The sequence below is a fragment of the Vibrio rarus genome (assembly GCF_024347075.1).
Lineage (GTDB): Bacteria > Pseudomonadota > Gammaproteobacteria > Enterobacterales > Vibrionaceae > Vibrio > Vibrio rarus.
In genome coordinates, this window is sequence record NZ_AP024900.1 from 767802 (window position 1) to 793896 (window position 26095).

A 26095-nucleotide genomic window follows, 5' to 3' on the forward strand; every position below is an offset into this window, starting at 1 on the left:
AGGTAAGCTCCCAGCAGGAAGCCTCCGATTAATATTGCATTTCGGCTATGTAGTTTAAGCCTCATTCTCATTTGTCGTTGTTCTCGTGAGCCTCGAAGTAATCACTATAAAAGTAGAAAACAGAAGGATAGTATTTTTCAATTAAAAGATGATACGTACCATTACTTCTAATCAGTTTTAGGTAATCATTAAACGCCTCACGCAATTGTGGGGAATCTTTACGAAAACCGGCAGCCATAAATTGCTCTTCTGATACCGGGCCGATCACTTTGATTTCACCTGGCCATTTCTCTAAAGCGATTAAGGTGTCAGGGACATCTAGTAAAGTATTGGCCGCATCGTTATTTAAAATGACGGGAACCATTTCATTTAACTTACGTGCCTTTTCTGGAAGTATAATATTAGCGCCTGTCTCGTAGAGATCATAAAGGTTTGGATCTAAACAGGTTTGTTCCATTACCAAGACATCTTGACCTTTAATTAGTCGCTTAACCTCCACGATATCATTATCGATAGAGTCGCTTGGGGAGATAGGCTTTAGTTTTGAGTCTGACCGAGAAACAAGCCATACAGCAGAAGGGAAATAGTCATCAGAAAAGTCCACTAACTCCTCTCTCCAAGGAAGAATGGTTGCCCCGTTAGCTATTATATCCCCTGTAATCGGTTCACTGGCACCATATTGTATTTTATTGTCTTTAAATACAGCTCTCTTGCCGGTAAGTTGTCCAAATGCACGGCTCCAAGTGCTAGGTACAAATTCGTATTTTACGCCTATGTATTGAGCAAAGCCTAGCACTAGTTCAACATCTAACCCTCGCGCAGAATATAATCCGTCGGTATTGATGTAATTAATAAAATTGGCATAGGGGATGCCGATATGTCTAATGACACCAGCTTCACGAATCTCTTTTAAATCATGGGCGTAGCATGCCTTAATACTCAACAGTAATGTAATTAAAATACTGCCAATAAACGTCCACAGAGTCTTGGGTGCTGTCATTAATGAAATTATCCTAAGTAGAGTATTGGGCTCGCTCAAAACAAGTGAGCCCAACCAAGGTTACGCCATGCGTTTGTATAAATGAGCCATAGCCTTAACTAGCTCTTTTACATCATCTTCATCATGGAAAAGGTGAGTTAAGATACATAGTGCATATGTATCAGTAGTGTCACCTAGATGCAACGGGAAGTTCGTGGTACGGATAATATAGCCGTATTCTTCGCGAAGGCGATCACGAAATTCGGTAAGGCGAGTAATGTTAGCCACATCGTCAAAGAATGGGTTAAATGCAGTTAAATCACTAGACAGTTCGCGGTTTGGCGGATAGAAGAAAGCCCCTTTTGGTAACTGCTTAGCTAGCTCTTCTTTACATAAAGCACTGAGGTCTAAAATGCGCTCTTCGATCTAATCACGGCCAATTTGATCCCAAAGTTTACAAGAGTCCGTTAATGCTTGCTTTGATGGGTAGTGATCATTACCAATATATTGCATACGAGTTGCAAAGCTTGAGGTTTCATATTTATCATCCACCTAATGAAGAGTTAATTTGATAGAAAGGACGGCGATCTGCAGGCCAGAAACGTACTAGACGCTCAGCTTCTTGGCGAATGTATAAAATACCGGGCCACAGTGCTACTTATGGCCTGAACCTGCGTAGAAGTCACAGTCAAAATCGTGTAGGTTTACATTCATCATACCGATAGTATGTGCGGCATCAACTAGGGTGGGGGTTCTGTTATTACGGGCAAGTGCACAGATTTCTTTTGCTGGAAGTAACGCCCCTGTTTTATAGGTGATGTGTGAGAACATGACTAGACGAGCTTTGTCTTTAGCATCCGCAATCGCTTTAGCAAAAGGTTTTACGTAATCCGCTTTACTGAGTTTTTTCTCGCCAGTGTAAACAGGAATTTCTACTACGACTATTTTGGCACCAGAGCGCTCTGCTGCTGCAAATAGAGGGGAAGTACCACCAATATGCTCATGGTGGGTGGTAATAATGATGTCGCCTTTTTTAAAGTCTAGTCCACCAATGATAGGGCTCATGCCATCGGTCGTATTACGGCTAAGAACAATCTCATTCTCATCAGCACCAAAGCCTGGAGCAATGTCTGCAACCATTTCGCTCACATAAGGCCATGCACCAAATTTGTTTTGCATGTCCCAAGGGTATTTAGCGACCAGTTCGTTATTCTCATTAAAGGCTTGCAACACGCTGCTTGGCATAGAACCTGTGGTGCCAATGTTCATATAAACACTATCTTTAGCAAGGGAGAATTGTTGCTGCACTTTCTTCCAAAAGTTTTTATCTGAAGATGAATTACCTACGAAGTTTGGTTGTTTTGCAGAAGCACTTGCTGAGAAAAGAGAGGTACTTAATCCTGCAACTGCGACACCAGCGCCACCTTTTAAAAAGTTCCTGCGATTAAACTTAGACGTGATTTCACTCATTGTTCCATTTCCTTTGATTAATAAACTATTAATGTTGATAGTGTATGTAAAGTTAATATTAGGTTTTGCTAATGCGTATGAGCATTTAAAATTAAGAAATGCACTTTCGAACGCAAAAAATAAGATATTTCCTGGTAAGCAATGAACTAGGCTTAGTGGAAATACATTATGTTTTGTGCACTCTAAATTACATTGATGAGGGGTACACACACTCGATAATCATTGGTTGTCTGAATGATTCCATTATAAATAATAATGTTTGGTTATATTTATTATGCAATGTCATTGGTATTCGTTCGGGGAGAAAGTTTGATGAAATGTGATCTTTCTAGAGTAATGTAAAAATATAATTGATTGAAAATCAAGGGTTTGAGCTGAAATATGTTATAGGATTGACTTTTAGTATGCAGTGTTGATGAATGTAAAAATACGCGAAAGGAGGGAGGAAGCTATTTTGAGTCTATTGCCGTACAATAATAAAAACAGTTTGTAAATATGAGTGTTTTGACTCTGTTTGTATTTTGCGCCGTGCAGTACGGGTTGCTTATATCAATGAATGAAATAATAACAATGAAATATCAATAGTGGATTGAATTGTTATGCTAGTGTTTGTATATAATTATTAATTTTAACTAAGGCTATACCTTGGCAAAGAGAACTCCAATAATAGAAATTACCTCTTACGGTCTCTACTCTCATTGGGATGCAGACTCAAAAGATCTTCCTAAAATAGTGCAGTTTACTAACACTATAGTTGCCGATGAAAATATTGAGTTCGGATTTACGGTCAATATTAAGAAAGCAAAAGGGACGTTGCTCAATTACTGCATTTATCATCCAGGGATAATAAATAAGAAGGGTAAAGTCCTTGAGGCATTTGCTGGTGACATTTATGTGCGAAGTAATGATTGGAATTTCTATTTAGGAGATACCATACAACTGTTACACCCAGTTGACGGTTTAGAAAGTAATCTAGGCGAATGGCGTATGGTACTTGAAATGCAGGGTAGAATAATTGCCGAGAAGACGTTTAAGGTAGTGGCTCGTGATGAAGGGCAGTTTTGGAAGCAAAGAGGTTTTTAGAACAGTATTTTTCAAATGATCAGATAGAAAAAAACCTGACGGTTTCAAAGAAACAGTCAGGTTTTATTTTTAAACCGTAAGGTTTATCTTCTAATTACTTCTTAAGGTTAGTGAAGTAGTCGAAGATTACTGGTACGTCGTTGTTACCCATGCCTGCATCAACAGCAGCTTGTAGGCTAGTAGAAGTACCTTGAGCGATTAGAGACTCAGTACCAAGCTCTTCACAAAGAGCAAGGAAGTAACCAAGGTCTTTGTTTGCGTTAGCAACAGAGAAGCCTAGTTTTTCTTCGCCGTCTACAGCGTAGAATTTACAGAACTGCATGAACGGAGAGTTTGAAGGACCAGCTGACATGATGTCAAACAATTGTTGGCCGTCAACACCTGCAAGTTTCGCTACTGCGAACGCTTGAGACATAGTAGCAACAGTTGTCATACCCATGAAGTTGTTAACTAGTTTAGTTACGTGACCTGAACCTAGAGTACCTAGGTGGAATACGTTTTCGCCTTGCTCTTCTAGAAGAGGTTTAACTTTGTTGAACGTATCCATGTCGCCAGCAGCCATGATGTTTAGAAGGCCATCTTTAGCGTGTGCAGGAGTACGACCTAGAGGTGCGTCGATCATGCCCGCGCCTTTAGTTGCTAGTTCAGCACCGATTTTCTTAGTAGAAGCAGGGATAGAAGTACCGAAGTCGATTAGAGTAGAGCCTTCTTTAATACCCGCTAGGATACCGTCTTCGCCGTAAACAATTATTTCAACAACTGCTGAAGTTGTTAGGCAAAGTTCAACAACGTCACTTGCTGCTGCAAGTTCTTTTGCTGAAGTAAATTGTGTCGCGTTACCACGAGCAAGAACAGCGTCAACTGCGTCTTGGTTAAGGTCCATTACGTTTACTTGGTAGCCGCGTGTTTGTAGGTTTTCAACCATGTTGCCGCCCATAAGGCCCAGGCCGATGAAACCAATAACAGGTTTAGTCATGTCTAACTCCGAAATATACTATTGTATGATTATATCGACAGAGAGGATATACGCCCTACTGGATTTAATCAATCAGAGATTGCTTAGAAATGTATACTTAGCTCAAATTTTTGGCATAAGGGCTGAAAGTAGAGTAACTAAATGTGTCAGAAAGCCCACTTATTGCCAATAAAGTGACCTTTATGAGTGATTGACAAGATTGTTGATAGTGACGTTCTTTTTGATAAATGACAGCGCGACGTGTCAATCGGTGACAAAATACACCGCTATAACGTGGTGACACTGGCGGGCAAAATCTGCTGTGCGACTAATTTCTTCAGCAACTGCTGCGTTTGCTGTCTAAAGTAATCTCGTAACAATCTTACTGTTGGTGTGATGGATTGCCTACTCGGGCAGACTAACCAAAGTTCAGTGGATTCGGCGGTAAATTCCGGGAGAACATTGATCACCCGCCCTGAGAGTAAATCGTCTGCCATATCTAAACAGGATTTGATCGCAAAGCCATGACCTGTGACGCACCAACGACGTACCAAATCGCCATCATTTGAGGCTCTATTACCGGTAAGTTTGACTTTAAAGCTTTGCTCTTGCTGTTGAAAGCGCCATTCATTTTGAACAATGTCACCTAATTGATAAAAGAGCCCATTATGCTGTTTTAGCTCATCTGGGTGGGTGGGGGTGCCATGTTGTTCTAAGTAGGATTTAGTGGCGCATAAAAGTCGGGGCACATTGCAGATTTTAAACCCATACATGCTGGCATCAGTAGGCCGGCCATAGCGTAGTGCCATATCCACAGAGTCTCGATAAAAATCAATATTACTGTCGCTGATGTTACTGCGCAGTTTGACTTGAGGGTGCGCTAGAAGAAACTCATCAATCCAAGGGGTGATGACATTTCGCCCCAGATCGGAGGAAAGGGCAATTCTAATTTCACCGCCGAGGACATCCAGATCATCCTCAACATTTAGCTTCGCTTTATCTAACAGTTGTAAGGCTTGTTCGCAGAGGGGTAAATATCGTTCTCCGGCCGGTGATAAGCGTAATTGTCGGGTGGTGCGAATAAAGAGCTCCACTCCGACCGCTTTTTCTACTCGTTTGATGGCAGCGCTAGCGGTCGCCATTTGCATGTCTAAACTGTTGGCCGCCGCGGTAATGCTACGAAATTCAGCAACTTTAAGCAGCACCTTAAGGTCATTTAATAACATTTACTCAATCCATTTTTGAAAATATATCAATTAATATAGTGTTTTTTGTTGAACTCACAAGTCATACCATAGCCATCATCATTTAAAAATAGACGAGTCGTTGTCATGCCATCACTTAATTTCCAACAAGGGCCAATTCGCCCCCCTTCAGAAGCAGAAAGTTTATTAATTAGAACGACACAAGGGTGCCCTTGGAACAAGTGCAGTTTTTGCACTTTATTTGAAGGTATGTCCTTTTCTATACGTTCTGTTGCCGATATCAAGCGTGATATTTGGGCGGCTAAGGCCTTTTATAAACAGCGAAAATTTACCACCTGCTTTTTGCAAGATGGTGATTCATTTGCCATGCCAACAGAAGATTTACTCGAGGTTTTAGCCACCCTTAAACAGGCATTTCCTGAGTTGCAACAAATCAGTTCCTACGGGCGCGCCCAGACGATGACCAAGAAAACGGCTACAGAAATGAAAGCCATATGTGACGCGGGTTTAAATATGCTGTATTGCGGTATGGAATCCGGCTCGGCTCAAGTATTGAAGAAAATGAAAAAAGGCATTACCCCTAAATCAATTCTTAAATCGGCTGAGTTTGCCAAGCAAGCGGGCATGAAAATGATGACCTTTATCATTATGGGGTTAGGGGGCAAGGAGTTGTCTGATGATCACGTGCAACAAACCGCACAACTGTTAAATCAGATTAATCCACATGAAATACGTGTACTGTCATTGGCGGTTAAGCCGGGGACGGATTTGGATGATATGGTGCAAAAAGGGCTGTTTACGCCTTTAACTGAGCAGGAGATGGTAGCCGAGCAACAAGCATTAATTGAACAGTTACAAGGCATTGATAGCCAATATGGTAACTTCCATTCCATCAACTTACTTATGGAGTTGAGTGGGCGTCTTCCTGAGGATAAAGCCTCATTGTTATCGACCATAGATCGCTTTTTTAGTATGAGCGAAGCCGAACAGAACAACTTTATTTTAGGGCGTCGAACTCACTATTATAACGCATTGAGTGACATGAATAACCGCTTGTATTTCGATACGGTGCAACAGCAACTATCGACACTTAGCCATCTTGATCCCCAAGCGCTGGCTGCGATGTTTTATCAGCTTCGCCAGCGGATGATTTAAGGTAAGCGTGGCAACGCATCCACGGTAATAGCCGCAACTTAAGAGCTATGTACGAACCAGCGACCAATATGGGTCGAGTAAAACTCATTTTCTCGCTGTGTACACCAACCTTTGGACAGTTTGCGACGGTTAAACTCACTGCCTATGGCCGCATGAGTCTGATTGGTAGCGCGACCATAATATAAGGTATCGCAAAGCTGAATGTTGGTCATATGCTGTGGGTACACATTTATTGGGGATGTGTTCATATCCAGTTTTTTCGCTTGGTTGTGCGTACACCCGGCCAAGCTAAAGAAGAACAATAGAATAAAGCACCGTTTGACCATTGTCGTGAACCATATATTGCTAAAAAGAAACACCATTATGCAAGGTAACTGTGCGGTCTATGTCAAATTATCGACAGGAAATTAAAGGCAAAAAGCAGAGTGTAACTGAGTGTGTCAAACAGACATAATTCACTGCAACAATGTGTGTATGACAAGGTAGTATTTAAAAGTATTGATATGTTTGATAACGATTTTTCCTCGTAACAATATCCAATAACAGCAGTAACACATAAAGCACCATAGAAAATGGTGCGTTTTTTGAATCCTACTGAACTTTTGAATCTATGAATAAAAAACGGAACAGTTTTACTTTTGCAATTCTTGCCTCTTTTTCATTATCTATTACCGCCGCCCCCATGGCTGTACCAAACCCGCCATCGCTATCGGCTAAGGGCTATGTACTACTCGACTTCTATTCTGGGGAAATCATTGCTGAGCAAAATTCGAGAGAACGCTTAAAGCCTGCCAGTTTGACTAAGTTGATGACCTCCTACACCGCAGGCCAAGAGCTTAATCGAGGTAATATTTCAAAAAATGACAGCGTGACAATTAGCCGTAATGCTTGGGCAAAAAACTTCCCAGACTCATCGAAAATGTTTATTGAGGTGGGCAGTAACGTACAATTTAGTGATCTGTTACGTGGCTTGATCATCCAATCAGGGAATGATGCCTCCGTTGCAATTGCAGAGCATGTGGCGGGTTCGGAAGGAGCATTTGTCGACTTAATGAACTCTTGGTCACAACGTTTACAGATGACGGATACGTATTTTGCGAACCCTCATGGCCTAGATGATCCTAACCAAATGACCACCGCTTACGATATGGCAAAGTTAGGGCAGGCATTAATTCGTGATGTACCGGATCTTTATCCCCTTTATAGTGAGCGATCTTTTACCTACAACAATATTACTCAGCATAACCGTAATGTGTTACTTCGTGACAGAAGCATTAATGTTGATGGAATGAAAACAGGTTACACCTCAGGCGCAGGATACAGCCTAGTGAGCACCGCCACTAAGGGAGAAATGAGGTTAATTTCTGTTGTATTAGGCACCTCCAGTGCCAGCACGCGTGCATCGGAAAGCAAGAGTTTGCTCAATTATGGTTTTCGTTTCTTTGAGACAATCAAGCCTCACAGCGCAGAGACGGAGTTAACCAGTACACGAGTGTGGATGGGTAAGGATAACCAACTCAGTGCGGGTGTGGAGAAGGACATCTATATGTCGGTGCGCCGCGGAAGTGGAATAGAAGCCGTGGTTGATGTGCACCGTCAATTAAAGGCGCCTATTTATAAAGGGGACACCATTGGTTCTGTTAGCTATGTAGACTCAAGCAAAAATGTATTAAAAACAACGCCCTTGATTGCGCTACATGACATACAACAGGGCAGCATATTTAAAAGGTTGTTCGATCACATTCGCTTACTGTTTGTTTAAGTACGCGCATTCACAGTTTTAATCTCGTTACATAGTTTTTTAATGTCAGTTAATGCAAAATACAATCATTATCATTAACTGAGTGAGTGACGATGAAAAAAGTGTTTGTATTTGGTGCTTCCAGTGGCTTAGGTGCGGCGATTGTGGATCATTTTGTCGGTTTGGATTATGCGGTGACGGGGGTAGCTCGTCATCCTACTCACAATCCATTGCTAGCTAATATCTCAACAATTGCTTGTGATGCCACAAACAAGGTACAGGTGGAAGAGGCGGTTGCACAAATAGCAAATGATGCTTGGGTTATTTCCACTATGGGCAGTTTTAAATCTGATAACCCTGTGGATTACCTTGGCCATCGATATTTAGTGGATGCATTACAAGCTAAAGGGGTAAAACGTTTTTTGTTGGTGACATCACTAGGCTGTGGCAAGAGTTGGCAGTACTTATCACCCCAAGCAAAAGCGATGTTTGGTGATTCGGTTCGAGAAAAATCTTTAGCGGAGTCTTGGTTACAAAGCAGCACCTTGGATTACACTATTTTGCGACCAGGTGGGTTGCAAGATGGGCCGAGCAACGGACAAGGTGTTTTGTCGCAAGACACAGAGGTGCATGGCTCTATTTCACGTGGGGAAGTGGCTCATTTGATACAGCGCCTGTTGTTCTCTGAGACGAGTATCGGCCAAATCTATCAATGTGTGGAATAGGGTAAAATAGGGGATGGGTCGCAGTGTCTTTCGGCTGCGATGCGTTAAGGCGGTGGTGATTGCTCACTGTATACAGATAATGTCATACGAACAATCACCACTGTGACTTATTGGGGCTGTTTTTTAAAAATCAGAGAGGTATTAATGCCCCCGAAGGCAAAGTTATTGCTCATAAAATACTCTACATTGAGAGTGCGACCTTTATCTGTGATGTAATCTAGATCGCCACACTGCTCATCCAAGCTCTCTAAATTAAGAGTGGGGTTAAACCAATTACAGTGCATCATTTCAATGCCTAACCATGCTTCTATTGCGCCACAAGCCCCAAGAGTGTGGCCAAAGTAACTCTTGAGCGAACTGATCGGCACTTTACCTAGAGCATTAGCCGTAGCGTTACTTTCGGCAATATCCCCGCGATCCGTTGCAGTGCCGTGAGCGGAAACATAATCAATTTTTTCAGGAGCCAGTTTTGCGTCACGCAGTGCCATCTCCATACAGATTTGCATGGTTTCTCTTTGCGGTTGAGTGACATGGGTGGCATCGCAGTTACTGGCAAAACCAATCACTTCAGCGTAAATTTTGGCGCCACGCGCTTTAGCATGTTCATACTCTTCAAGGATCAGTGATCCTGCACCTTCACCTATCACCAAACCATCTCGGTCAGCATCATAAGGGCGAGGCGTGCTCTTTGGCGTGTCATTTTTTAAACTGGTAGCAAATAAGGTATCAAACACGGCTGATTCTGTCGGGCAAAGCTCTTCTGCACCACCGGCAACCATCACGGTTTGATAGCCATGCTTAATGGCTTCATAAGCGTAACCAATGGCTTGGCTACCAGAAGTACAAGCACTGCTGGTGGGGATCACGCGTCCCTTTAACCCAAAGAACAAGCCCACGTTAACCGCTGCGGTATGGGGCATCATTTGCACATAGGTAGTGGCGGTAATGGCTTTAGTGGATTTATCGTTTAGCATCACGCCAAATGCACCAATGGCATCGGTACTGCCGGTAGATGAGCCATAAGCAATGCCCGTTTGACCGTTGCTTAGTACCTCAGCGCCAATAAGACCGGCTTGAGTTAAGGCGTTTTCGGTTGCTACTGTGGCCAACTTAGAGACTCGGCCCATGCCACGAACTTGCTTACGCTTATAGTGCTTTGGCAGTTCAAAGTCATTAATGGGCGCGGCCAGTTTGGTATTTAGCCCTTCATATTGCTCAAAAGAGGGCATATATTGCGTTGCGTTTTCGCAAGCACGTAGTTTCGGTTCTATGCTTTCCCAGTCATCACCAAAGGCGGTAACACCAGACATACCCGTTACAACAACTCTGTGTGTCATATTAGACCTCCATTGACAGAAATGACTTGGCGCGTGACATAGCTTGCAATGTCAGACATAAGGTAACTCACCAATCCTGCGACTTCTTCAGGTTCACCCATACGGCGCAAAGGCACTTGCGGAAGGGCATGCTCTTTAACATGCTCGTCAACCATACCGGTATCAATCAAACCTGGGGCAACACAGTTGGCGGTAATTTTTCGTTTAGCCAGTTCCAGAGCCAGTGATTTGGTCGCGCCGATGACGCCAGCTTTTGCCGCGCTGTAGTTGGTTTGCCCTCTGTTGCCCATAAGGCCAGAAACCGAAGTAAGGCAGACAATACGGCCCCCTTTACGTTTTTGTACCATAGGCATAATGCAAGGATGCAACACGTTATAGAAGCTATCTAAGTTGGTGTGAATCACACCATCCCACTCTTCTTCGGTCATGGCTGGAAACGCGGTATCGCGAGTAATACCTGCGTTATTGACTACGCCATAATAGGCCCCATGCGTGGCGATATCCGCTTCCAGTTCCGTGCGACATTGCTCACGATCACTAATATCAAATTGAATGAGACGTCCTGTACCACCATTTTGTTCAATTACCGCTAAGGTATCTTTCGCACCATTAATATCACCCATATAGTGAACCGCAACGGTAAACCCATCGCTGGCTAATTGAATGGCGATTGCTTTACCTATGCCTTTACTGGCACCAGTGACTAAAACTTGACGGGTCATTGTTGACTCCTGATTTTCATTTCTTTTAATTTCTCTTCAGAGGGTACGTACACATTGAGTTGACACGTGGCAACGACGTGCTTATCTAACTCAATGCGCGCAATAAAGACGGCCATACCATTATCTTCCATTAACTTCTCTGCATATATATCTAAAATTTGATTTTGTTGAAATGCATCGCAATGAGAAACATAGCGGCGACTACCCAGCAAAAAGCCTATTGCTGGGGCTTGCCCTTGTTGCATGGCATGATAGCCAGACCATGCAGCAATGGATTGAGCCATAAACTCAATACCCACATAGGCTGGAATACTGTTTGATTCGACATTGAAGAAAGGGTTCTTCTGGCCAATTTGCACCTGACAGTGAATCGACTCTTGTTGAATATCTACTGCTCGGTCGATGAGGATCATGGGCTCATCATGCGGGAGCAGTTGTTGAATCTCAGGATAGTCAGTCATTTACGTAACCAAAAATTAAGCTGATGTTATTCCCACCAAAGGCAAATGAATTACTTAAAATCGCTTTTCCTTGTAGCGTTATTGGCGCTTCTACAAGGGATATCTCGATGTCGTCAGCCTTATCAATGCACTGTTGTTGGGGGAGGGGTAAATTGTATTTTAATATATGCCAGGCAATGGCCGCTTCTGTTGCGCTGGCCGCGCCTAATGTGTGACCGGTCAATGGTTTGGTCGAACTCACCGGTACCGCACTGCCAAACAAGCGATAGATGGCTTTACTCTCCATACTATCGTTAAGGGGCGTGGCCGTACCATGCGCATTCACATAACCAATATCATGCGCTGCTAACCCTGCGTTATCTAAAGCTTTTTGCATGGCTTGTTCGGCTCCCAATCCTTCCGGTTGCGGCGCTGAAATATGGTAGGCGTCAGAACTGTCCCCTGCACCCAGTAGAGCAGTCTCAGTGCGCTGATAACTCAGTAGCATCAGGGCTGCAGATTCACCAATATTGATACCATTTCGAGAGGCCGAAAACGGCTGACAAAGGGTTGGTGATAAAGCTTCAAGGCTGTTAAAACCGTTTAAAGTGAGCTGACAAATAGAGTCAACGCCCCCCACCAACACCGCATCGACTAGGTGGCTATGTAGCAGTCTTTGCGCGCTAATAAACACTCGCCCACTAGAAGAGCAGGCTGTTGAGACAGAGTAGCATGGACCGCTGAGACCAAAGTAGGCGGCAATAAAGTCACTGGTGTTGCCTAGCTCTTGTTTTTGATAGTGATAGTCCTCTGGGAAGTCACCACTATCTAGTTTGCTTTTATAGGCGATCTCACCATCGGCAATACCGGAGGTACTGGTGCCAATAATAACGGCAATGCGATCAGCACCAAATTGTGCAATAGCCTGCTTCACTGAGTCTTCTATTTGCATCATTGCCGATAGCGCTAGGCGGTTATTGCGAGAGTTAAACGCCATAAGATGATTAGGCAGCGCGGGTAGGCTGTGCTGTATTCGGCCTATAACCGTTGCTGACTGGGTATTGAGTATATGATCATCGAGCACCATGTTAGACCGTTGCTGGCCTGATAAACATGGGTGAATTTGCTCGTTGTGCATCCCCATCGCTGAGTGAAGGGCACAATCTTGAATAAAAATAGGTTGCGATGTGTGTGTCATAATAATGGCTTATCTATGGCGCGCTAATGGGGGCGCGAGTTGTTTTTTCAAATTGAAGTGTCGTAATAGTGATCGTGTAGTCATCCACTAACTGATGAAACACGATATTCCCCTTCAATCTATTTTTATCACTGTACTGGATATGGATAACCTCAGTCCCTTGATCATCATAGATGCTTCTGGAATGGTCATTATCAATTATTTTCCACCTTACCCCATTTAATGGGCCTTCCCAAGCAGAAACCGGCCACAGAGTAATCATTAAGTTGAATAATACTTGCTGTGGTTTTGGCAGTACACCATCTAAGCCTGTAAGCACATCAGTTGTGATCTCATCCCCTTGATATTCAACGGAAAGAATGCGAGTTCCCCATGATGAAAATCCAGCCAGAACCAGTGTATCTTGGTTAACTTGCAGCTGTACGGGCAGTTGCTGGGTTTGATCCGATTTACCGTTATGCCATGTTGCTTCGATGAGTTGACTGGCGGTAACGGAGTAACCTAATGACTGTGGTGTAGGTAAATGCACTTTATGTTGTGCGGTGATATTTACCGCAGGTGTGTGGTGCTGTGGTGTAGAGGTGCACGCGCCCAGTAACGTGCCCAGTATTAGGGTAAGCAGTATTTGGCTATATCGCGTCATTTTTCTGCATCTGTGACAGGTTAAGTGGTTTGCTAGAACTATGGATAATTTCATCACGGCTCCTTTGCGTTAATGGCGAGAGGAGAAAGTAACCAAGCAACTAAAATGCCCCATAAAACGGTAATACCAAAGCTATGGATGGCATGAGTTTGGCTTAAAGAGAGCAAGCCAAAAGAGAGCAAGGTGGTCAGGGCGGATAAAGTAATGGCCAGTAAGGTGCTTTGACTGCGAGATTTTTCAGCAAAAAACAGCGTGTAGTCAATGCCAATGCCAATAATCAATATCAATGCCAATAGATTAAATAGGTTTAAAGATGCGCCAGTGGCCGCAGCCGCTGCAAGACCGGCAAGACAAGCAAGCAGTGACGGCAATAAAATTTTCAGTGCGTGTTTAACACCATAGCGTTTGAGTAAAATCAGAGTAATGACGGCAAGAGCTGCCAATAATAACTCAACCACCTTGACGCGATACTTAGCAAATAACGCCGAAATCTCTTGAGCTTTATTAAGATAGCTAATATCGGAATGGGAATGGGCGTAGGCTTTGACCTGCTCATCATCAGTGAGGTTGTGCAATACCACAACACTCGCGACTTGCTTCCCTGTGACGCCCACATATAAAAATTGTGTAGGGTCAGAGACGGCAGAGGCAAGGTAGTCTTGAAGTGTTATTGGGGCAAAGGCCAGTGACAGCTTTGGTGGCTCATGCAAGTTAAGGGCTTGGCTTAATCGAGCGCCTTGCTGTTGATAAAGCTGTTTGATCAATTGGTAGCTTTCACGTTGGCGCTCGGTGGAACTGATGTATTGTGATAACGATTGATAACCGCTAATTTCCCCTTTGCTTTGCCAAGTTGCAAACTCAGTCTCTAGAGACTCTAAGCGTTGCAATAACTCTTCGTCGCTGGAGGCGGTAACGACTAACATCTGTTGCGATGAGTGCATTCCGGTGAGTTTTGAAATAAACAGCTCTTGCTGCTTGAGGTTATCGGGCATAGCTTGCAGTTGCCTAATGTCATCATTGTAATGCAGCCCTTTAAGAGGAATGAGTGCTGCAGCCAAACATAGGGCCGGTAGAGAGATCTTAACCCAACGTTTTGACCATAAGATAAGCCAATATTGGCAAAGTTTTTGCCCCGGTAACGGGCGGTTTGCGGTGGGTTTAGTGGCTAAAATGGGATACCAAGCCACAACTGTTGCGTAGGCGGCAATTAAGCCAATAGACGAAAACAGTGCCAACTGTTGCAAGCCGGGGAAGGGGGCAATCAGCATCCCTAAATAACCAATTAAGCTGGTGGCGAGTCCCATAGTGATGGCGACAAAAATATGCTGTAAACCTTTACGGCTATCCCAGTGTTCACCGGCGGCGAGGCGCTCAGTTAAATAATGGAAAGCGTAATCAATGGATACACCAATTAAGCTTGCGCCAAACACTAAGCTAAATAAATGAATGCGTCCAAATATCAAGGTGGTCAAAGCTAAAGCCGATAACAGTCCTACCGTGATGGAGAGAATGGCCAAAGACAAAGGTGCGGCGCTGCGAAATACCCCAATAATTAATACGATGACACCCAGTAACGAAAACAGGCCGATGGTGCTGATTTCAGATTTGGCGCTCTGGGTGCCAAATTCCGCATAAAATAGTACGCCAGTATGCCAAGTGTGCGCTTGATACTGCTGAGTGAGCGTCTGCTCAATAGCGTGTATCTTACTGACTCCACGCTGAGCGCTTAAACTGTATGGCGAATCTTTTAGAGTGGCGGTGACTAAGATGTACTTTTTATCCGCAAGGGTTCTAGTTAAATAGCCGTTATCTAAAGAAAACGCAGAGTTGGCTTGGGTTAACTGCGCCAAGTAATCGCGAAACAGTAAAAAAGGATCGCTGCTTAACTCTTTGCCCGTAACCCCAGAAAATGGGTTGTAAAGTGACTGAATGACATATTGAACTTGATCTTGTGGGGCATGTTTAAGGCGTTCACGTTGCTCAACACTTAACTGCACAAAGCGATGAGTAAAGTAATAGGAGGCCCACTGTTGCTGTTGCTTGGCATTGACCTTGCCTACGACTTCTGTAAACAGCCCCGTCCCCATAAGAGAAGACTGTAAATGACTGGCCGCGGTGAATGCGTGTTTATCATCATTAGCGGTAACAACAAAAACCACTTTATTACTTAAGTTACTAGAGAGTGACTCAAAGGCTTGCTCAGCTACCGGATTTTGTTCATTGACGGGCAACAGTTTAAGAATATTAGTTTCTATAGGCGAGTGGGCAGAGCCTAGCCATTGCTTGGCAAGTATGGCTAAAAAGAGCAATACCAATACCAACCATGCCCAGGCGATATGTTTACTGGTGGAATTGAGTCGCACGTTACAACTCGTTGTTGAAGCTGAATTGTGCTTTTTCAGCATCATTAAGTGTCTCAGGTTGATGGGTTTGATTGGAGAACAGAATCTCTGTTTTATCCCCACGGATCTCTTGCAGTGTCAGGCTATTAATATCTTGACTGCCGACCAATACAATCGCTTGAAATACGGCGTTTAATGGCGCTTTTTTCGGTGTCAGAGTGAGGGTCCACTGCTTTTCCTTAGTCGCAAACGCAATAGCAAATTGCTGTTGTAAGGCTTGGGTGTCCCCATGAAATACCGATAAAAACACATGGCTAAAATAGAACGCCATAGGGTTCTCTTGCGCGGTAATGACTTGCGCTGCTTGACCTGAGAATGTTTGGCGTAATTTATCTTTGGTTAAGACTAAATTAACCTTAAAAGGGCTGTTTTGTTGCCACAGTAATCCATGCTCTTTACTGAGTACAAATTGTCCTTTTGAGCTTAAAGGCTTGGCAAACATTTGAATGGTGCGCAGTTGGGTAAAGTCTCCACGCACAATAGAATGTTGTGAGAGTTGTGCTTGTAATGAAGTGAGATCGGTCACCTTAGCCCAAGCGCAGTTAACCCAAGCACATTGAGAAACGATGATAAGGGCAAATGCTAACCACTTTTTCATTTTACACACTCCCATTTTGATGCCAACTTTCGACCTTGTCGGTAAATACCTTAGGGGAAACAAAGTTCATCTCTTGTTTTTCAATTGAGACGGCCACTTGCATGGTGTATCCCTTAGACATTCTTTGCCCAGTATTGGCATCATAAATAACGTAATCTACGCGTAATCGATTTTCCCACTCACTCAGTTTAGCGGTGATTCGAATTTGATGACCAAAGGGGATCGCTTTTACGTATTTAACACGGGTATCTATGATGGGCCACATATAGCCCGATTGCTGCATGGCTAAATAGCCGTAGCCAATTTTATCCATCAATACTCGACGTGCTTCTTCAAAAAAGCGGAAGTAATTACCGTGGTAAATGACCCCCATAGGATCAGCATCTTGAAATGAGGTGACTAATGTCACCTCAGATTCGAGCGGAAATCGAATTTCTTGCTCCATTACTCCTCCGGGTACAGAGCCCAATGGCGCTGTTGGATACGAGCCATAAAGTGGCGTAGATCCTGCTCAAGAGGGCGATCTTCTTCAACAAATTCAAACTCTTCAAGAACCGCATCACGAATTGCTTTAAGGTTATCGCTTAAATGCTCATCATCTAATTGATTGTGACGACGACGGATTTCAAGGGCTTGAACACTGGCGAGTAAGGCTGCTGAAGCCACTTGCTCGGTGAGCTCTAGAACGCGTATGCAGTCTCTTGCGGAGATAGTACCCATGCTCACTTTGTCTTGGTTATGACATTCTGTTGAGCGAGAGAATACGCTGGCAGGCATGGTGTTTTTCAATGCTTCTGCCGTCCATGCCGAAATACCAATTTGTACTGCTTTAAAGCCGTGGTTAATTGGTTTACGTTCACCTTCAGCGCCGGTTAGGTTAAATGGCAGGCCGTTATTAAATTTGTAATCCATTAACTGCGCCATTTGACGATCAAGTAGATCCGCAAGGTTAGCAACGCCGGTTTTTAGCGTATCCATTGCCATAGCGATATGACCGCCATAGAAATGTCCACCGTGGAGAACGCGTTCGTTGTCACCATCGATGATAGGGTTATCGTTGGCGCTGTTAAGTTCGTTTTCAATTAATGAACGCAACCAAGGTAGGGAATCTTGAACCGTACCAATAACGTGCGGGGCACAACGCAAAGAGTAACGATCTTGCAGGCGATCGCTGTTACGCGGTGGGCGCTCAGCGTTAAGATCTTCACGTATCCATGCGGCAATTTGTTGCTGACCAGGATGAGGTTTAACCGCAAATAATGCTTCGTCAAAGTGGAATTGATTACCGTTCATGCCAACAGAAACTAATGCTGTAATTTTGGCACATAACTGGGCTAGGTATTCGGCGCGTTTGTAAGCAAGACAAGCTAGGGCTGTCATTACCGCAGTACCGTTCATCAATGCTAAGCCTTCTTTTGGCTTCAGCTTAATTGGGGTAATGCCAAGTTCAGCAAACACTTTCGCTGTTGGCTGAATTTCCCCTTTATATAACACTTCACGTTCGCCAATAAGGGCGGCCGCAAGGTATGACAGTGGCGTTAAATCACCACTTGCGCCAACGGAACCTTCTTGAGGAATGCGCGGCGCAATATCGTGGTTAATTAGGGTAATGATTTGCTGTAGCAATTCAGGAGTGACACCTGATACCCCTTGCGCTAGAGAACAAAGGCGAGTAGCTAATACCGCTCTTGATTGCTCATGAGTTAAATCAGCGCCCAGTCCACAACCATGGAAACGAGTTAGGTTTAAAGGTAGGTCATCAATTAAGTGTGGTGGAATTGCAACAGTACAAGAATCACCATAGCCTGTAGTGACACCATAAATAATGCCCTCTTCACGCAAAAGTCGCTCTAAAAAGGCGACGCCACGGTCAATTTTGGCCGTGTATTCTGGTGAGTTATTGAGGTTAGCATCAGCACCTTGTGCAATGTTAACCACGTCTTCGATAGTCAGCGCCTGTGCGCCGAACGTAATGGTGTTACTGTTTTTTACTGTCATCTTTCTGATCACTTAATGTCCAAAAATTAAAAAAATTATACCACTGCAAAGGGGCTTGCAAAGTGTAGTGCTGCAGTCGTTTGGCATAATCTTGTACTACCTTTTGTAAGGCTTGTTGACGCTCCTTTCGAGGTAAAGTAATGCAATCACTAAACGGTTCGAAATACACATCAAAATGAGGCTCTTTTTTAGAATCGTCTCTTAATCCAAAAAGCAGGTAAACCGGCGCTTTAAGAACAGAGGCCAATAAAAAAGGGCCTTGTGGAAAAGGAGCGGGCTTTCCTAGGAAATCCGCCCAAATTGAACGGCTTTCTTTGCTGGTAGAGGTGCGGTCACCCACAATGACCACCCATTCACCTGCTTCAATTTTTTGTTGTAATAAAATGGCGGTATCTGGGCCCATGGTATTAACCTGAATAAGGTTTAAATCCGAGCTTGGGTTCACCGCTTTCATTACCGTATTAAAGCGCTCAGCATGTTGCGTAAACACGAGCGCATTAATCTTTACATGAGCGTGCCTACGGGCTAAAGCGCGGCACAGCTCAATATTGCCTAAATGGGATCCAATCAATACCACGCCACGGCCTTCTTTAGCTAACTGACTAAAGTGTTGCTGCCCATGAATGGTTAAGTTATCAGCATTAAAATCCCCTTTCCAAGCGGCCAATTTATCTAACATGGTATGCCCAAAAGAGAGCAGGTGATGGTAGCTATCTAGGGGCTCAGGTAGAGTCAGTTGCTGCTGTTGTGCATAGGTTTGTAGCTGAGTTAAAAATGCCTCTGAAGCCTGTTTGGCCTCTTTACCCGTTAGATAGTAGTAGCGCATAACCCCTTTGAGGATGACATTAAAGACTTTGCGCCCCAGTAAGCTATAAATAGCCAGCATGAGTTTGATGCCGAAAATCGTGCCTTGCTCTTGCCGTTTAGACCAATGGGTTTTGCCATTAACGGCTTCTTTTCGCCATTTTCTAGCCAGTAATTTCGGTATTCTTGGCAACATCCCAAAAAAGAGTCGCGTATGCATCCAGCTGATTTTGACGTTATCCCATAAGGCGTCAAAGTGGGAGATGCCCCCTTCTGGATAGATGACGCGCGTATCTACAAAATCGATATCCACACCCTCCCAGTACATACGTACTAGAATTTCGATATCAAAATCCATACGAGTGCCAATAGCGTACTTATCCAATACTGAGACGGTCTTGGCAACAGGGTAGGCACGAAAACCGCACATACTGTCTTTGATGGATAGCGATAGAGTTTCAATCCAAACCCAAATGTGCGTCGCGTAACGCCCATATAAACGAGACTTAGGTACGCTGGCATCGTATACAGGTTGTCCTGAAATGAGTCGTTTAGGGTTTTGTTTTGAACTGGCCAGTAGGCGAGGCAGGGCATCAATATCATGTTGGCCATCAGCATCAATTTGAATGACGTGACTGTAGCCAAGTTGGTGTGCCTTACGAATCCCAGCCATGACAGCGCCACCCTTACCTGAATTTTGCGTAAGGGTTTCGAGAGTTATGCTACTGTCTGATGCCAACTCTTGTAATGATTGTTTGGTTTCGAGGTTACTGCCATCGTCTACCACAATACAAGGTAGAGAAAAGGGCTTCAGTGATGCAACGACTCCGGCCATGGTACTACCATGGTTATAACAAGGGATCAAAAAACACGCTTGGTATGGTTGCAAGTTATTCCCCTAACTTCATTTTGCCAGAGGAGTGAACAATACGGTTGCCGTTTTTTTGTGAGCTGTAGGTAAAAGCGAGCTTTTCTTTAGCCGGATCCCAGCTTAGGGATAACGTCACTTCCGCATCGGGTAAAATAGGCTCTTGAAATTTAATTACTTCCATCCCTTTAAATAAGGCTGGGGTATTAAGGTGCTCCACAGCGTAAAATAGCGCCCAGTCAATTTGGCTCACCCCAGGTAATAGGGGAAAGTGAGTAAAATGACCGCGAAAATCCAAGATGTCGGCATCAACTTTGAGTGTTAAGTTGGCTTCGTTATCTGAGACGTCGAGCTTGATAAGGGTGGGTTTTCTTTTATCCATGGCGGTTCACGTCTTTATGCTTGGAAGAGTGTTTTAATGTCATCTACTTGGCGCTTCCCTTGGCTATTAAGGGGCACTTCACAAACGAGACGATATTTTCTGGGAATGGCGACCGGCTCTAGCCAGTCTCGCAGTTGCGCACGTAGCGCCAACCAAAATTTGCCTTTGCCTAATCGTGCCACTTCTTCAGCGCCAGATGCCGTTAAAACCAATACTGCGCAAATGGCTAAACGATCATTCACCTCAAGGGCAATAGTGGCACTTTCTTCTATCCAACTAAGCTGCTCAAGGCGCTTCTCAACTTCAACTAAAGAGACACGTTTTTCTTCAATTTTAACGACGCGGTCGGTGCGACCTTTTAAATCAAAGGTGTGCTTATCATGAAATTGACATTCATCCGCGGTTTGGTACCACTGCTTGCCTGCAATATGAGGGGCGCGCAAGCGAAGGCAGTTTTCACCATTAAGCTCAGCTTCAACACCAGGGAAAAGCTGCCAAGGAGTGGTTGAAGAATGTTGTTGCCTAAAGGCGATACCGCCCGTTTCAGTACTGCCGAAGACTTCAATGGGCAATGCAGAAAATAGCTGTTGGCTGTCTTTGGCTGCTTTTTCGGGTAATGGGCCACCTGATGAGAAAACAGCAGCAAACGGTGTATGGGCGGTGCTTTCTACTGGGTGGGCATTTAAGCGTTTTAGCAAGGCAGGGCTGCTAATCAGTGTAGTTTGCTCATTGGCATGGGCCATGACCTGCTCTGGAAATTCAAGATTGTCGCAGGCAAAAGGGCGAGCAGCGCACAATGGCCATAACAGGCGGAAAAGCAGCCCGTAAATGTGCATATGAGACACCGTGCTTTGAATGTGGCTATGAGCAAGAGTCGCTCCCCAAAGGGTTTGTAAAATCGCTACTTCGGTATCAAGTTGTTGCACCGTTTTGCAAATGGCTTTAGCTTTGCCACTGGAGCCCGAAGTAAATAAAGTCACCGCTATATTTTCAAGCTGTAACGATGAAAAACGTATCGAGGCGTTGCGCTGAGGCTGTGATATTACCTGTAGCGATGCTAAGTGAGTTGTGGCTGCCATTTCACCATCGTGAAGCAGCAGATCAAAGTGTTCGCTGAGCTCTTTGAGTGACTCTGTTTGATAGTTACCTGGTAAAATTAAGGATTTATTGGCATGACAGGTCGCTAAGAATCCCACCGCAAACAGGTAGCTATTAGTAAAACACAATGCAATGCGTGTTGCGCTATGTTGGGTTAATTGAGCCGCATAATGGTGCACGTCATTTTGAAAGTCAGCCCATGACATTTCGTCAGTTTGGTCGCCATTACTCTGTGCAAACGCGACAACGTGGCTGTTGGCGCGTTTTGAGCTAAGTAGATTAGCAATAGAGTCTATGTGAGCGTGCTGAGCATTCATTTTTGCTAACGATCCTTACGAATAAACTGACGAACAGCCCACTCACCAGCAAATAAAGAGCCAGCAAGGATATAGCTGATAAAGCCGTTGTATAGGGTCCAAAGTTTTAATGAGTAAAAGCAAGTGAAAAGTGCAAATAACCCATTAAAAATAAAGAAAAAGCACCACATTATGGTGACTTTTCGTGTGTAGATAACGCCACTTTGTGGTAGTTCGGGTTCTTGCAGCCGTGCTAGTCGTTCCACGATAGTTTGTGGCTGACGTAAGCTGGATGCAAACACAGCCAGCATGCAGATATTCACCACCACCGGATAAAAGGTGAGCCAACCATGTTGCTTAAATACAGCCCCTAAACAAACCAGAGTTATTCCCACAACCGCACTAATTTGTGCAACGTATTTTAACTCTTTTAATTGAGTTCGTTGCACACTGAGCAAGCGAATGCCTAATGCGAGAACCAGTAGCAGTCCCACGATGGAAAAACCAAACCTATCAATGCCAAAGTATATGGCAAAGGGATAGGCCAGTAGAACAATCGCTGATGCAATGGTCAGCAATCGACGCATTAATCTTCCTTAAGAAGCTCGGCGACTGCATTCACAACGTCATCAACGCTGCGAACCGCGCTAAATTCAGCGGGTTTAATTTTTTTACCAGTGACATTTTGTAAATGCACTACTAGGTCAACGGCATCGATGCTATCTAAGTCGAGATCGGTATAGAGTTGAGCTTCAGGGACGATATCTGCAGCATCCAGTTCAAATAACTCAACTAATGCATCTTTAACTTGTTCAAATACCTGATCTTTACTTACGTTTGTCATGACTACTTATACCTACAAATTATTGGCTGATTTGTGAAGAAATATAGTTAGCAAGATTGCTTACTGAAGCAAAATGCTCACGGGTATTTGAATCATCAGCATCAATGATGATGTTATATTTCTTTTTAATCGCTAGACCTAATTCTAGGGCATCGATTGAATCTAGGCCTAATCCATCACCAAAAAGCGGTGCTTGTGTTTCAATGTCATCAACGGTTAAGTCTTCTAGATTCAGCGCATCAATAATCAATTGTTTAATTTCGTTGTGTAGTTTTTCCACTTGGACCCACTTTGTAACTAATGATTGTTAGGAAATAGTATCTCAGCTAAATGCTGCTGCAAACGGCGCGCGGCAATTGTCGGAGATTTAGCTTGTTGTATAAAAGGTTTTACCTGCACTTTCTCTTTTACTTCAATAAGGAAAAAAGGTTTATTTAACGGTACGTTATACCATTTTTTCTCTTTAGTTAGAAAGCTCGGTGAGACGGTTATATGCACTAAACGTAAATCCCGTTGGGTGCGTATTGCAATTTGAGCTGCGCCTCTTTGTATTTTTGAACTTACCCCAGGTGTGGTTCGGGTTCCTTCTGGAAACACCAGTAACACATTACCTTGTTGGAATCGCTCTTCGCATCGTAACAGAAGATCGTCCGCTGTCTCATTTGGAATATAACCTGCCGCTTTTACAATGTGTTTCATAAAAGGGTTAGCCCAAATGGAGGACTTTACCAAGCAATCGCATCGTTTGAGTTGGGATGCAATCAACACGTAATCTATCAAGCTTGGGTGATTGGCGATGATGAGACAATCGCTATCTTGCTGTAAAATATCTGCCCCAATGATTTTATAATCAATGGCGCCGGTAAACTTCATGAGCTTACAAAACCCATTAAAAGATTTTTGGATAGCACCTTGAACTCTGTATTCTTTATCCCTTTGTTTTTTAGTAAATAAATGGATTAAAGGGATAATTACAAAACTAAGAAATAAGCCACCAAGCCCAAACACAGTAAAACAAAATCCGGTAGCGAGCACTCGCCAACCTTGGTTGAATGACTTCATCTGTTTTTATGCCACTGCCATTTTTGCAAAGGCGATGAGATCGTCCAATTTGCATTTTCTGATAAAAAATGACGCATAAAAGTCAATGCCTGCGGCAGTGGAGACCTTGCCGTATCATTGGTTGTTTGCTTGGTTGCCGAAATTTTGTCGCCGGATGATAACACTAGCCCTAGCCCAAAGCCGCGGTAAACTTGGTTTTCATATATGGTATATGCATCAGGCAGAGGTTCATCAAAGTTAATAACCAGTACTTTATGGCTTGGATAGCTCTGTAAGTAGCTCCAAGCTTCAACCAATGCACTATGAAATGTATTTTGTGAGGCGGCAATAGAGGTGACCGGAATAGGCTTTTTAGCAGCAATGGTGGCAAGGCCCGCAGCCGTATTGTGCACCGATTGCGAAAACGCCATAGGGGAGGCTTGCTCTCCTTGCACAATATCATTAATTAATTGCACGCTACGGTGTAATTCACCATGGCGACTGCTAAACACAAGGTAATCCACCTCATGCTCATCAAGTAACTCAAGGGTCGTTTGAACGGCAAGTTTACTTAGATTGCTCATTCGGCGTCGCATCATTGGTGGAATGAGAGCGGTGACGAGTTTGCTTTCTTCGGGCCAAGTGCCACTTTGTGCCCACAGTCGCCATTCGGCAGGTGTTGAAACGCCGGGAGAATAGGCATTCCACGCATCAATGTTGAACTGTAGTTTTGTATTTAATTTATGCATAGTATCTTGAAAGGTAAAGGGTTTCATAAGCATGTAAACAATTGATGGGATCTTATAAGAACCATCACCGATAAAAAACAGACACAGTTTGCGGATATCCATTCATTTTTGCAAAAATTATTTTCACTGCAACTAATACATTAACGCAATAAACTCAAAAGCAAAAGGTGGTAGTATTTGGCGCAATTGCTATCGTTGAAAAAAACGTGTCAATATTGTTATAGTTTGGCTCAAACGGCTAAAAAGCATCTAATTACTTACTGAAGGTTTATCTGTGTTAAATAAAGTTCAAGACCCATACACCGCTCTGGAAGCGAAAACGGAAGCGCAAAAACTCTCTTTTGCTCCTATCGTCTTCCATACTGCGAGAACATTGCGTGACTTAGGGATTTTAGCCGTATTAGATTCAGCCGGTGAACAGGGACTCTGTGCGGACGATATTAGCCAGCAGGCAGGAGTATCGGAGTACGGTGTTAAAGTGCTTCTTGATATGGCGGTTAGCGCCAATATCGTCACCTGGAACAAACCAAACTACGCTATTGCCAATTTGGGTTTCTTTTTACTGCACGACGGCATGACTAAAGCCAATATGGATTTCACTGCGGACGTTTGTTATGCCGCCATGATGCATTTAACAGAAGCGATTGTGGAAGGGAAACCGGCTGGTTTGAAAGAATTAGGGGATTGGGAAACCATCTATCAAGGTTTATCTAAACTGCCGGAGCAAGCCAAGCAAAGTTGGTTTAACTTTGATCATTTCTACTCTGATCGTTCTTTCCCTAAATTGCTAGAAACGGTATTTGGTAATGAGCCGAAAACTTTGGCTGATATCGGTGGTAATACGGGTAAATGGGCCATGCAGTGTTGTAATTACAACACTGCTGTCAATGTCACTATTGTGGACCTTCCGCAGCAGTTAGAAATGGCAAAACAAAATGCCATTGAGAACGGGTTTGAGTCTCGTATTAATTTTTATCCCGCCAATATGCTCAATAAAGAGCAGACGTTACCGGAAAATATTGACGTATGGTGGATGAGCCAATTCTTAGATTGCTTCTCACCTATGGAAATATTGACCATACTTAAGAAAGTGAAGCAGCAGCTACGTGAAGGGGACTCTATCTATATTCTTGAGCTCTTTTTCGATGCACAAAAATACGATGCCGCCACTTATAGCTTAAATGCAACCTCACTGTATTTTACCTGCCTTGCTAATGGTAACAGTCGTTTTTACCGCAGTGATGACTTCTTAGAAATTGTTGAAGCCGCGGATTTAGTAGTTGAAGAGCGCATTGATAACATCGGTTTAGGCCATACCTTGCTTAAAATTAAAGCGCGATAAGCGAGTTATTCAGTCGCAGT

26 protein-coding genes and 1 pseudogene are annotated in these 26095 nt (G+C 43.7%); 5 read left to right on the plus strand and 22 right to left on the minus strand.

The annotated features are described in order from the left end of the window. Positions 1-67: 67 nt before the first annotated feature. Together OCU56_RS03650 and OCU56_RS03655 are read right to left on the minus strand one after the other, a co-directional pair. Positions 68-1000 carry a transporter substrate-binding domain-containing protein gene (locus OCU56_RS03650; protein WP_261874199.1) on the minus strand — a complete coding sequence of 311 codons (933 nt, stop codon included), beginning with the start codon at positions 998-1000 and terminating at the stop codon, positions 68-70. A gap of 60 nt (positions 1001-1060) precedes the next feature. Further along, positions 1061-2449 (minus strand): annotated as a pseudogene (locus OCU56_RS03655) (aminotransferase class V-fold PLP-dependent enzyme). A 645-nt stretch (positions 2450-3094) separates the two neighbouring features. Here OCU56_RS03655 and OCU56_RS03660 point away from each other — a divergent pair. Further along, entirely contained in the window at positions 3095-3532 is a 438-nt protein-coding gene (locus tag OCU56_RS03660; RefSeq protein WP_261874200.1) for a DUF3859 domain-containing protein, read from the plus strand. A 94-nt stretch (positions 3533-3626) separates the two neighbouring features. Here the strand turns inward: OCU56_RS03660 and OCU56_RS03665 are convergent, their stop codons facing one another. Together OCU56_RS03665 and OCU56_RS03670 are read right to left on the minus strand one after the other, a co-directional pair. Next, positions 3627-4508, minus strand: coding sequence for an NAD(P)-dependent oxidoreductase (locus OCU56_RS03665; RefSeq protein WP_261874201.1), 882 nt, complete (start codon positions 4506-4508; stop codon positions 3627-3629). Between the two features lie 266 nt (positions 4509-4774). Beyond that, complete coding sequence (locus OCU56_RS03670; RefSeq protein WP_261874202.1) at positions 4775-5713, minus strand: LysR family transcriptional regulator; 939 nt, start codon at positions 5711-5713, stop codon at positions 4775-4777. 105 nt (positions 5714-5818) lie between these two features. Here OCU56_RS03670 and OCU56_RS03675 point away from each other — a divergent pair, with 105 nt between their 5' ends. Continuing rightward, positions 5819-6847 carry a B12-binding domain-containing radical SAM protein gene (locus OCU56_RS03675; protein ID WP_261874203.1) on the plus strand — a complete coding sequence of 343 codons (1029 nt, stop codon included), beginning with the start codon at positions 5819-5821 and terminating at the stop codon, positions 6845-6847. Between the two features lie 38 nt (positions 6848-6885). On the opposite strand, the gene OCU56_RS03680 is transcribed toward OCU56_RS03675, so the two are convergent. Beyond that, on the minus strand, positions 6886-7173 hold the full coding sequence (locus OCU56_RS03680; RefSeq protein WP_261874204.1) for a hypothetical protein: 288 nt from the start codon (positions 7171-7173) through the stop codon (positions 6886-6888). Between the two features lie 284 nt (positions 7174-7457). Here OCU56_RS03680 and OCU56_RS03685 point away from each other — a divergent pair, with 284 nt between their 5' ends. After that, positions 7458-8609 carry a D-alanyl-D-alanine carboxypeptidase family protein gene (locus tag OCU56_RS03685; protein ID WP_261874205.1) on the plus strand — a complete coding sequence of 384 codons (1152 nt, stop codon included), beginning with the start codon at positions 7458-7460 and terminating at the stop codon, positions 8607-8609. A gap of 92 nt (positions 8610-8701) precedes the next feature. Next, positions 8702-9313: an NAD(P)-binding oxidoreductase gene (locus OCU56_RS03690; RefSeq protein ID WP_261874206.1), complete on the plus strand. Its 612-nt coding sequence runs from the start codon at positions 8702-8704 to the stop codon at positions 9311-9313. Between the two features lie 107 nt (positions 9314-9420). On the opposite strand, the gene OCU56_RS03695 is transcribed toward OCU56_RS03690, so the two are convergent. The 17 genes from OCU56_RS03695 to OCU56_RS03775 are packed head-to-tail and all read right to left on the minus strand — an operon-like array spanning position 9421 to position 24733. Continuing rightward, positions 9421-10650: a beta-ketoacyl-ACP synthase gene (locus OCU56_RS03695; RefSeq protein WP_261874207.1), complete on the minus strand. Its 1230-nt coding sequence runs from the start codon at positions 10648-10650 to the stop codon at positions 9421-9423. Continuing rightward, complete coding sequence (locus OCU56_RS03700; RefSeq protein ID WP_261874208.1) at positions 10647-11372, minus strand: 3-ketoacyl-ACP reductase FabG2; 726 nt, start codon at positions 11370-11372, stop codon at positions 10647-10649. The genes OCU56_RS03695 and OCU56_RS03700 overlap by 4 nt, the downstream gene beginning before the upstream one ends. After that, entirely contained in the window at positions 11369-11833 is a 465-nt protein-coding gene (locus tag OCU56_RS03705) for a hotdog family protein (RefSeq protein WP_261874209.1), read from the minus strand. The genes OCU56_RS03700 and OCU56_RS03705 overlap by 4 nt, the downstream gene beginning before the upstream one ends. Next, on the minus strand, positions 11826-13010 hold the full coding sequence (locus OCU56_RS03710) for a beta-ketoacyl-[acyl-carrier-protein] synthase family protein (protein WP_390904853.1): 1185 nt from the start codon (positions 13008-13010) through the stop codon (positions 11826-11828). The genes OCU56_RS03705 and OCU56_RS03710 overlap by 8 nt, the downstream gene beginning before the upstream one ends. 13 nt (positions 13011-13023) lie before the next feature. Beyond that, positions 13024-13653: a DUF3261 domain-containing protein gene (locus tag OCU56_RS03715; protein WP_261874766.1), complete on the minus strand. Its 630-nt coding sequence runs from the start codon at positions 13651-13653 to the stop codon at positions 13024-13026. Between the two features lie 53 nt (positions 13654-13706). After that, positions 13707-16058, minus strand: a complete 2352-nt coding sequence (locus tag OCU56_RS03720; protein WP_261874767.1) for an MMPL family transporter — start codon at positions 16056-16058, stop codon at positions 13707-13709. Continuing rightward, positions 16018-16653: a LolA family protein gene (locus OCU56_RS03725; protein WP_261874210.1), complete on the minus strand. Its 636-nt coding sequence runs from the start codon at positions 16651-16653 to the stop codon at positions 16018-16020. Before OCU56_RS03725 ends, OCU56_RS03720 begins: the two co-directional genes overlap by 41 nt. A 1-nt stretch (position 16654) precedes the next feature. Continuing rightward, positions 16655-17098: an acyl-CoA thioesterase gene (locus tag OCU56_RS03730; RefSeq protein ID WP_261874211.1), complete on the minus strand. Its 444-nt coding sequence runs from the start codon at positions 17096-17098 to the stop codon at positions 16655-16657. Beyond that, positions 17098-18651 (minus strand): HAL/PAL/TAL family ammonia-lyase, encoded by a 1554-nt coding sequence (locus tag OCU56_RS03735; protein ID WP_261874212.1) that lies wholly within the window; start codon positions 18649-18651, stop codon positions 17098-17100. The genes OCU56_RS03730 and OCU56_RS03735 overlap by 1 nt, the downstream gene beginning before the upstream one ends. After that, positions 18632-20290 (minus strand): glycosyltransferase family 2 protein, encoded by a 1659-nt coding sequence (locus OCU56_RS03740; protein ID WP_449362082.1) that lies wholly within the window; start codon positions 20288-20290, stop codon positions 18632-18634. The genes OCU56_RS03735 and OCU56_RS03740 overlap by 20 nt, the downstream gene beginning before the upstream one ends. 55 nt (positions 20291-20345) lie before the next feature. Further along, complete coding sequence (locus OCU56_RS03745; RefSeq protein WP_261874214.1) at positions 20346-20705, minus strand: ApeI family dehydratase; 360 nt, start codon at positions 20703-20705, stop codon at positions 20346-20348. 14 nt (positions 20706-20719) lie between these two features. After that, positions 20720-22120, minus strand: a complete 1401-nt coding sequence (locus tag OCU56_RS03750) for an AMP-binding protein (RefSeq protein WP_261874215.1) — start codon at positions 22118-22120, stop codon at positions 20720-20722. A 5-nt stretch (positions 22121-22125) separates the two neighbouring features. After that, complete coding sequence (locus tag OCU56_RS03755) at positions 22126-22686, minus strand: COG4648 family protein (RefSeq protein WP_261874216.1); 561 nt, start codon at positions 22684-22686, stop codon at positions 22126-22128. Next, positions 22686-22943: an acyl carrier protein gene (locus OCU56_RS03760; RefSeq protein WP_261874217.1), complete on the minus strand. Its 258-nt coding sequence runs from the start codon at positions 22941-22943 to the stop codon at positions 22686-22688. The genes OCU56_RS03755 and OCU56_RS03760 overlap by 1 nt, the downstream gene beginning before the upstream one ends. Positions 22944-22962: 19 nt before the next feature. Continuing rightward, positions 22963-23223 (minus strand): phosphopantetheine-binding protein, encoded by a 261-nt coding sequence (locus tag OCU56_RS03765; protein ID WP_261874218.1) that lies wholly within the window; start codon positions 23221-23223, stop codon positions 22963-22965. A gap of 17 nt (positions 23224-23240) precedes the next feature. Beyond that, positions 23241-24005, minus strand: coding sequence for a lysophospholipid acyltransferase family protein (locus OCU56_RS03770; RefSeq protein WP_261874219.1), 765 nt, complete (start codon positions 24003-24005; stop codon positions 23241-23243). Continuing rightward, a complete protein-coding gene (locus OCU56_RS03775) occupies positions 24002-24733 on the minus strand; it encodes a beta-ketoacyl synthase chain length factor (protein WP_261874768.1) in 732 nt (243 codons plus the stop codon). Before OCU56_RS03775 ends, OCU56_RS03770 begins: the two co-directional genes overlap by 4 nt. 274 nt (positions 24734-25007) lie before the next feature. Here OCU56_RS03775 and OCU56_RS03780 point away from each other — a divergent pair, with 274 nt between their 5' ends. Further along, positions 25008-26075 carry a methyltransferase gene (locus OCU56_RS03780; RefSeq protein ID WP_261874220.1) on the plus strand — a complete coding sequence of 356 codons (1068 nt, stop codon included), beginning with the start codon at positions 25008-25010 and terminating at the stop codon, positions 26073-26075. Positions 26076-26095: the final 20 nt, after the last annotated feature.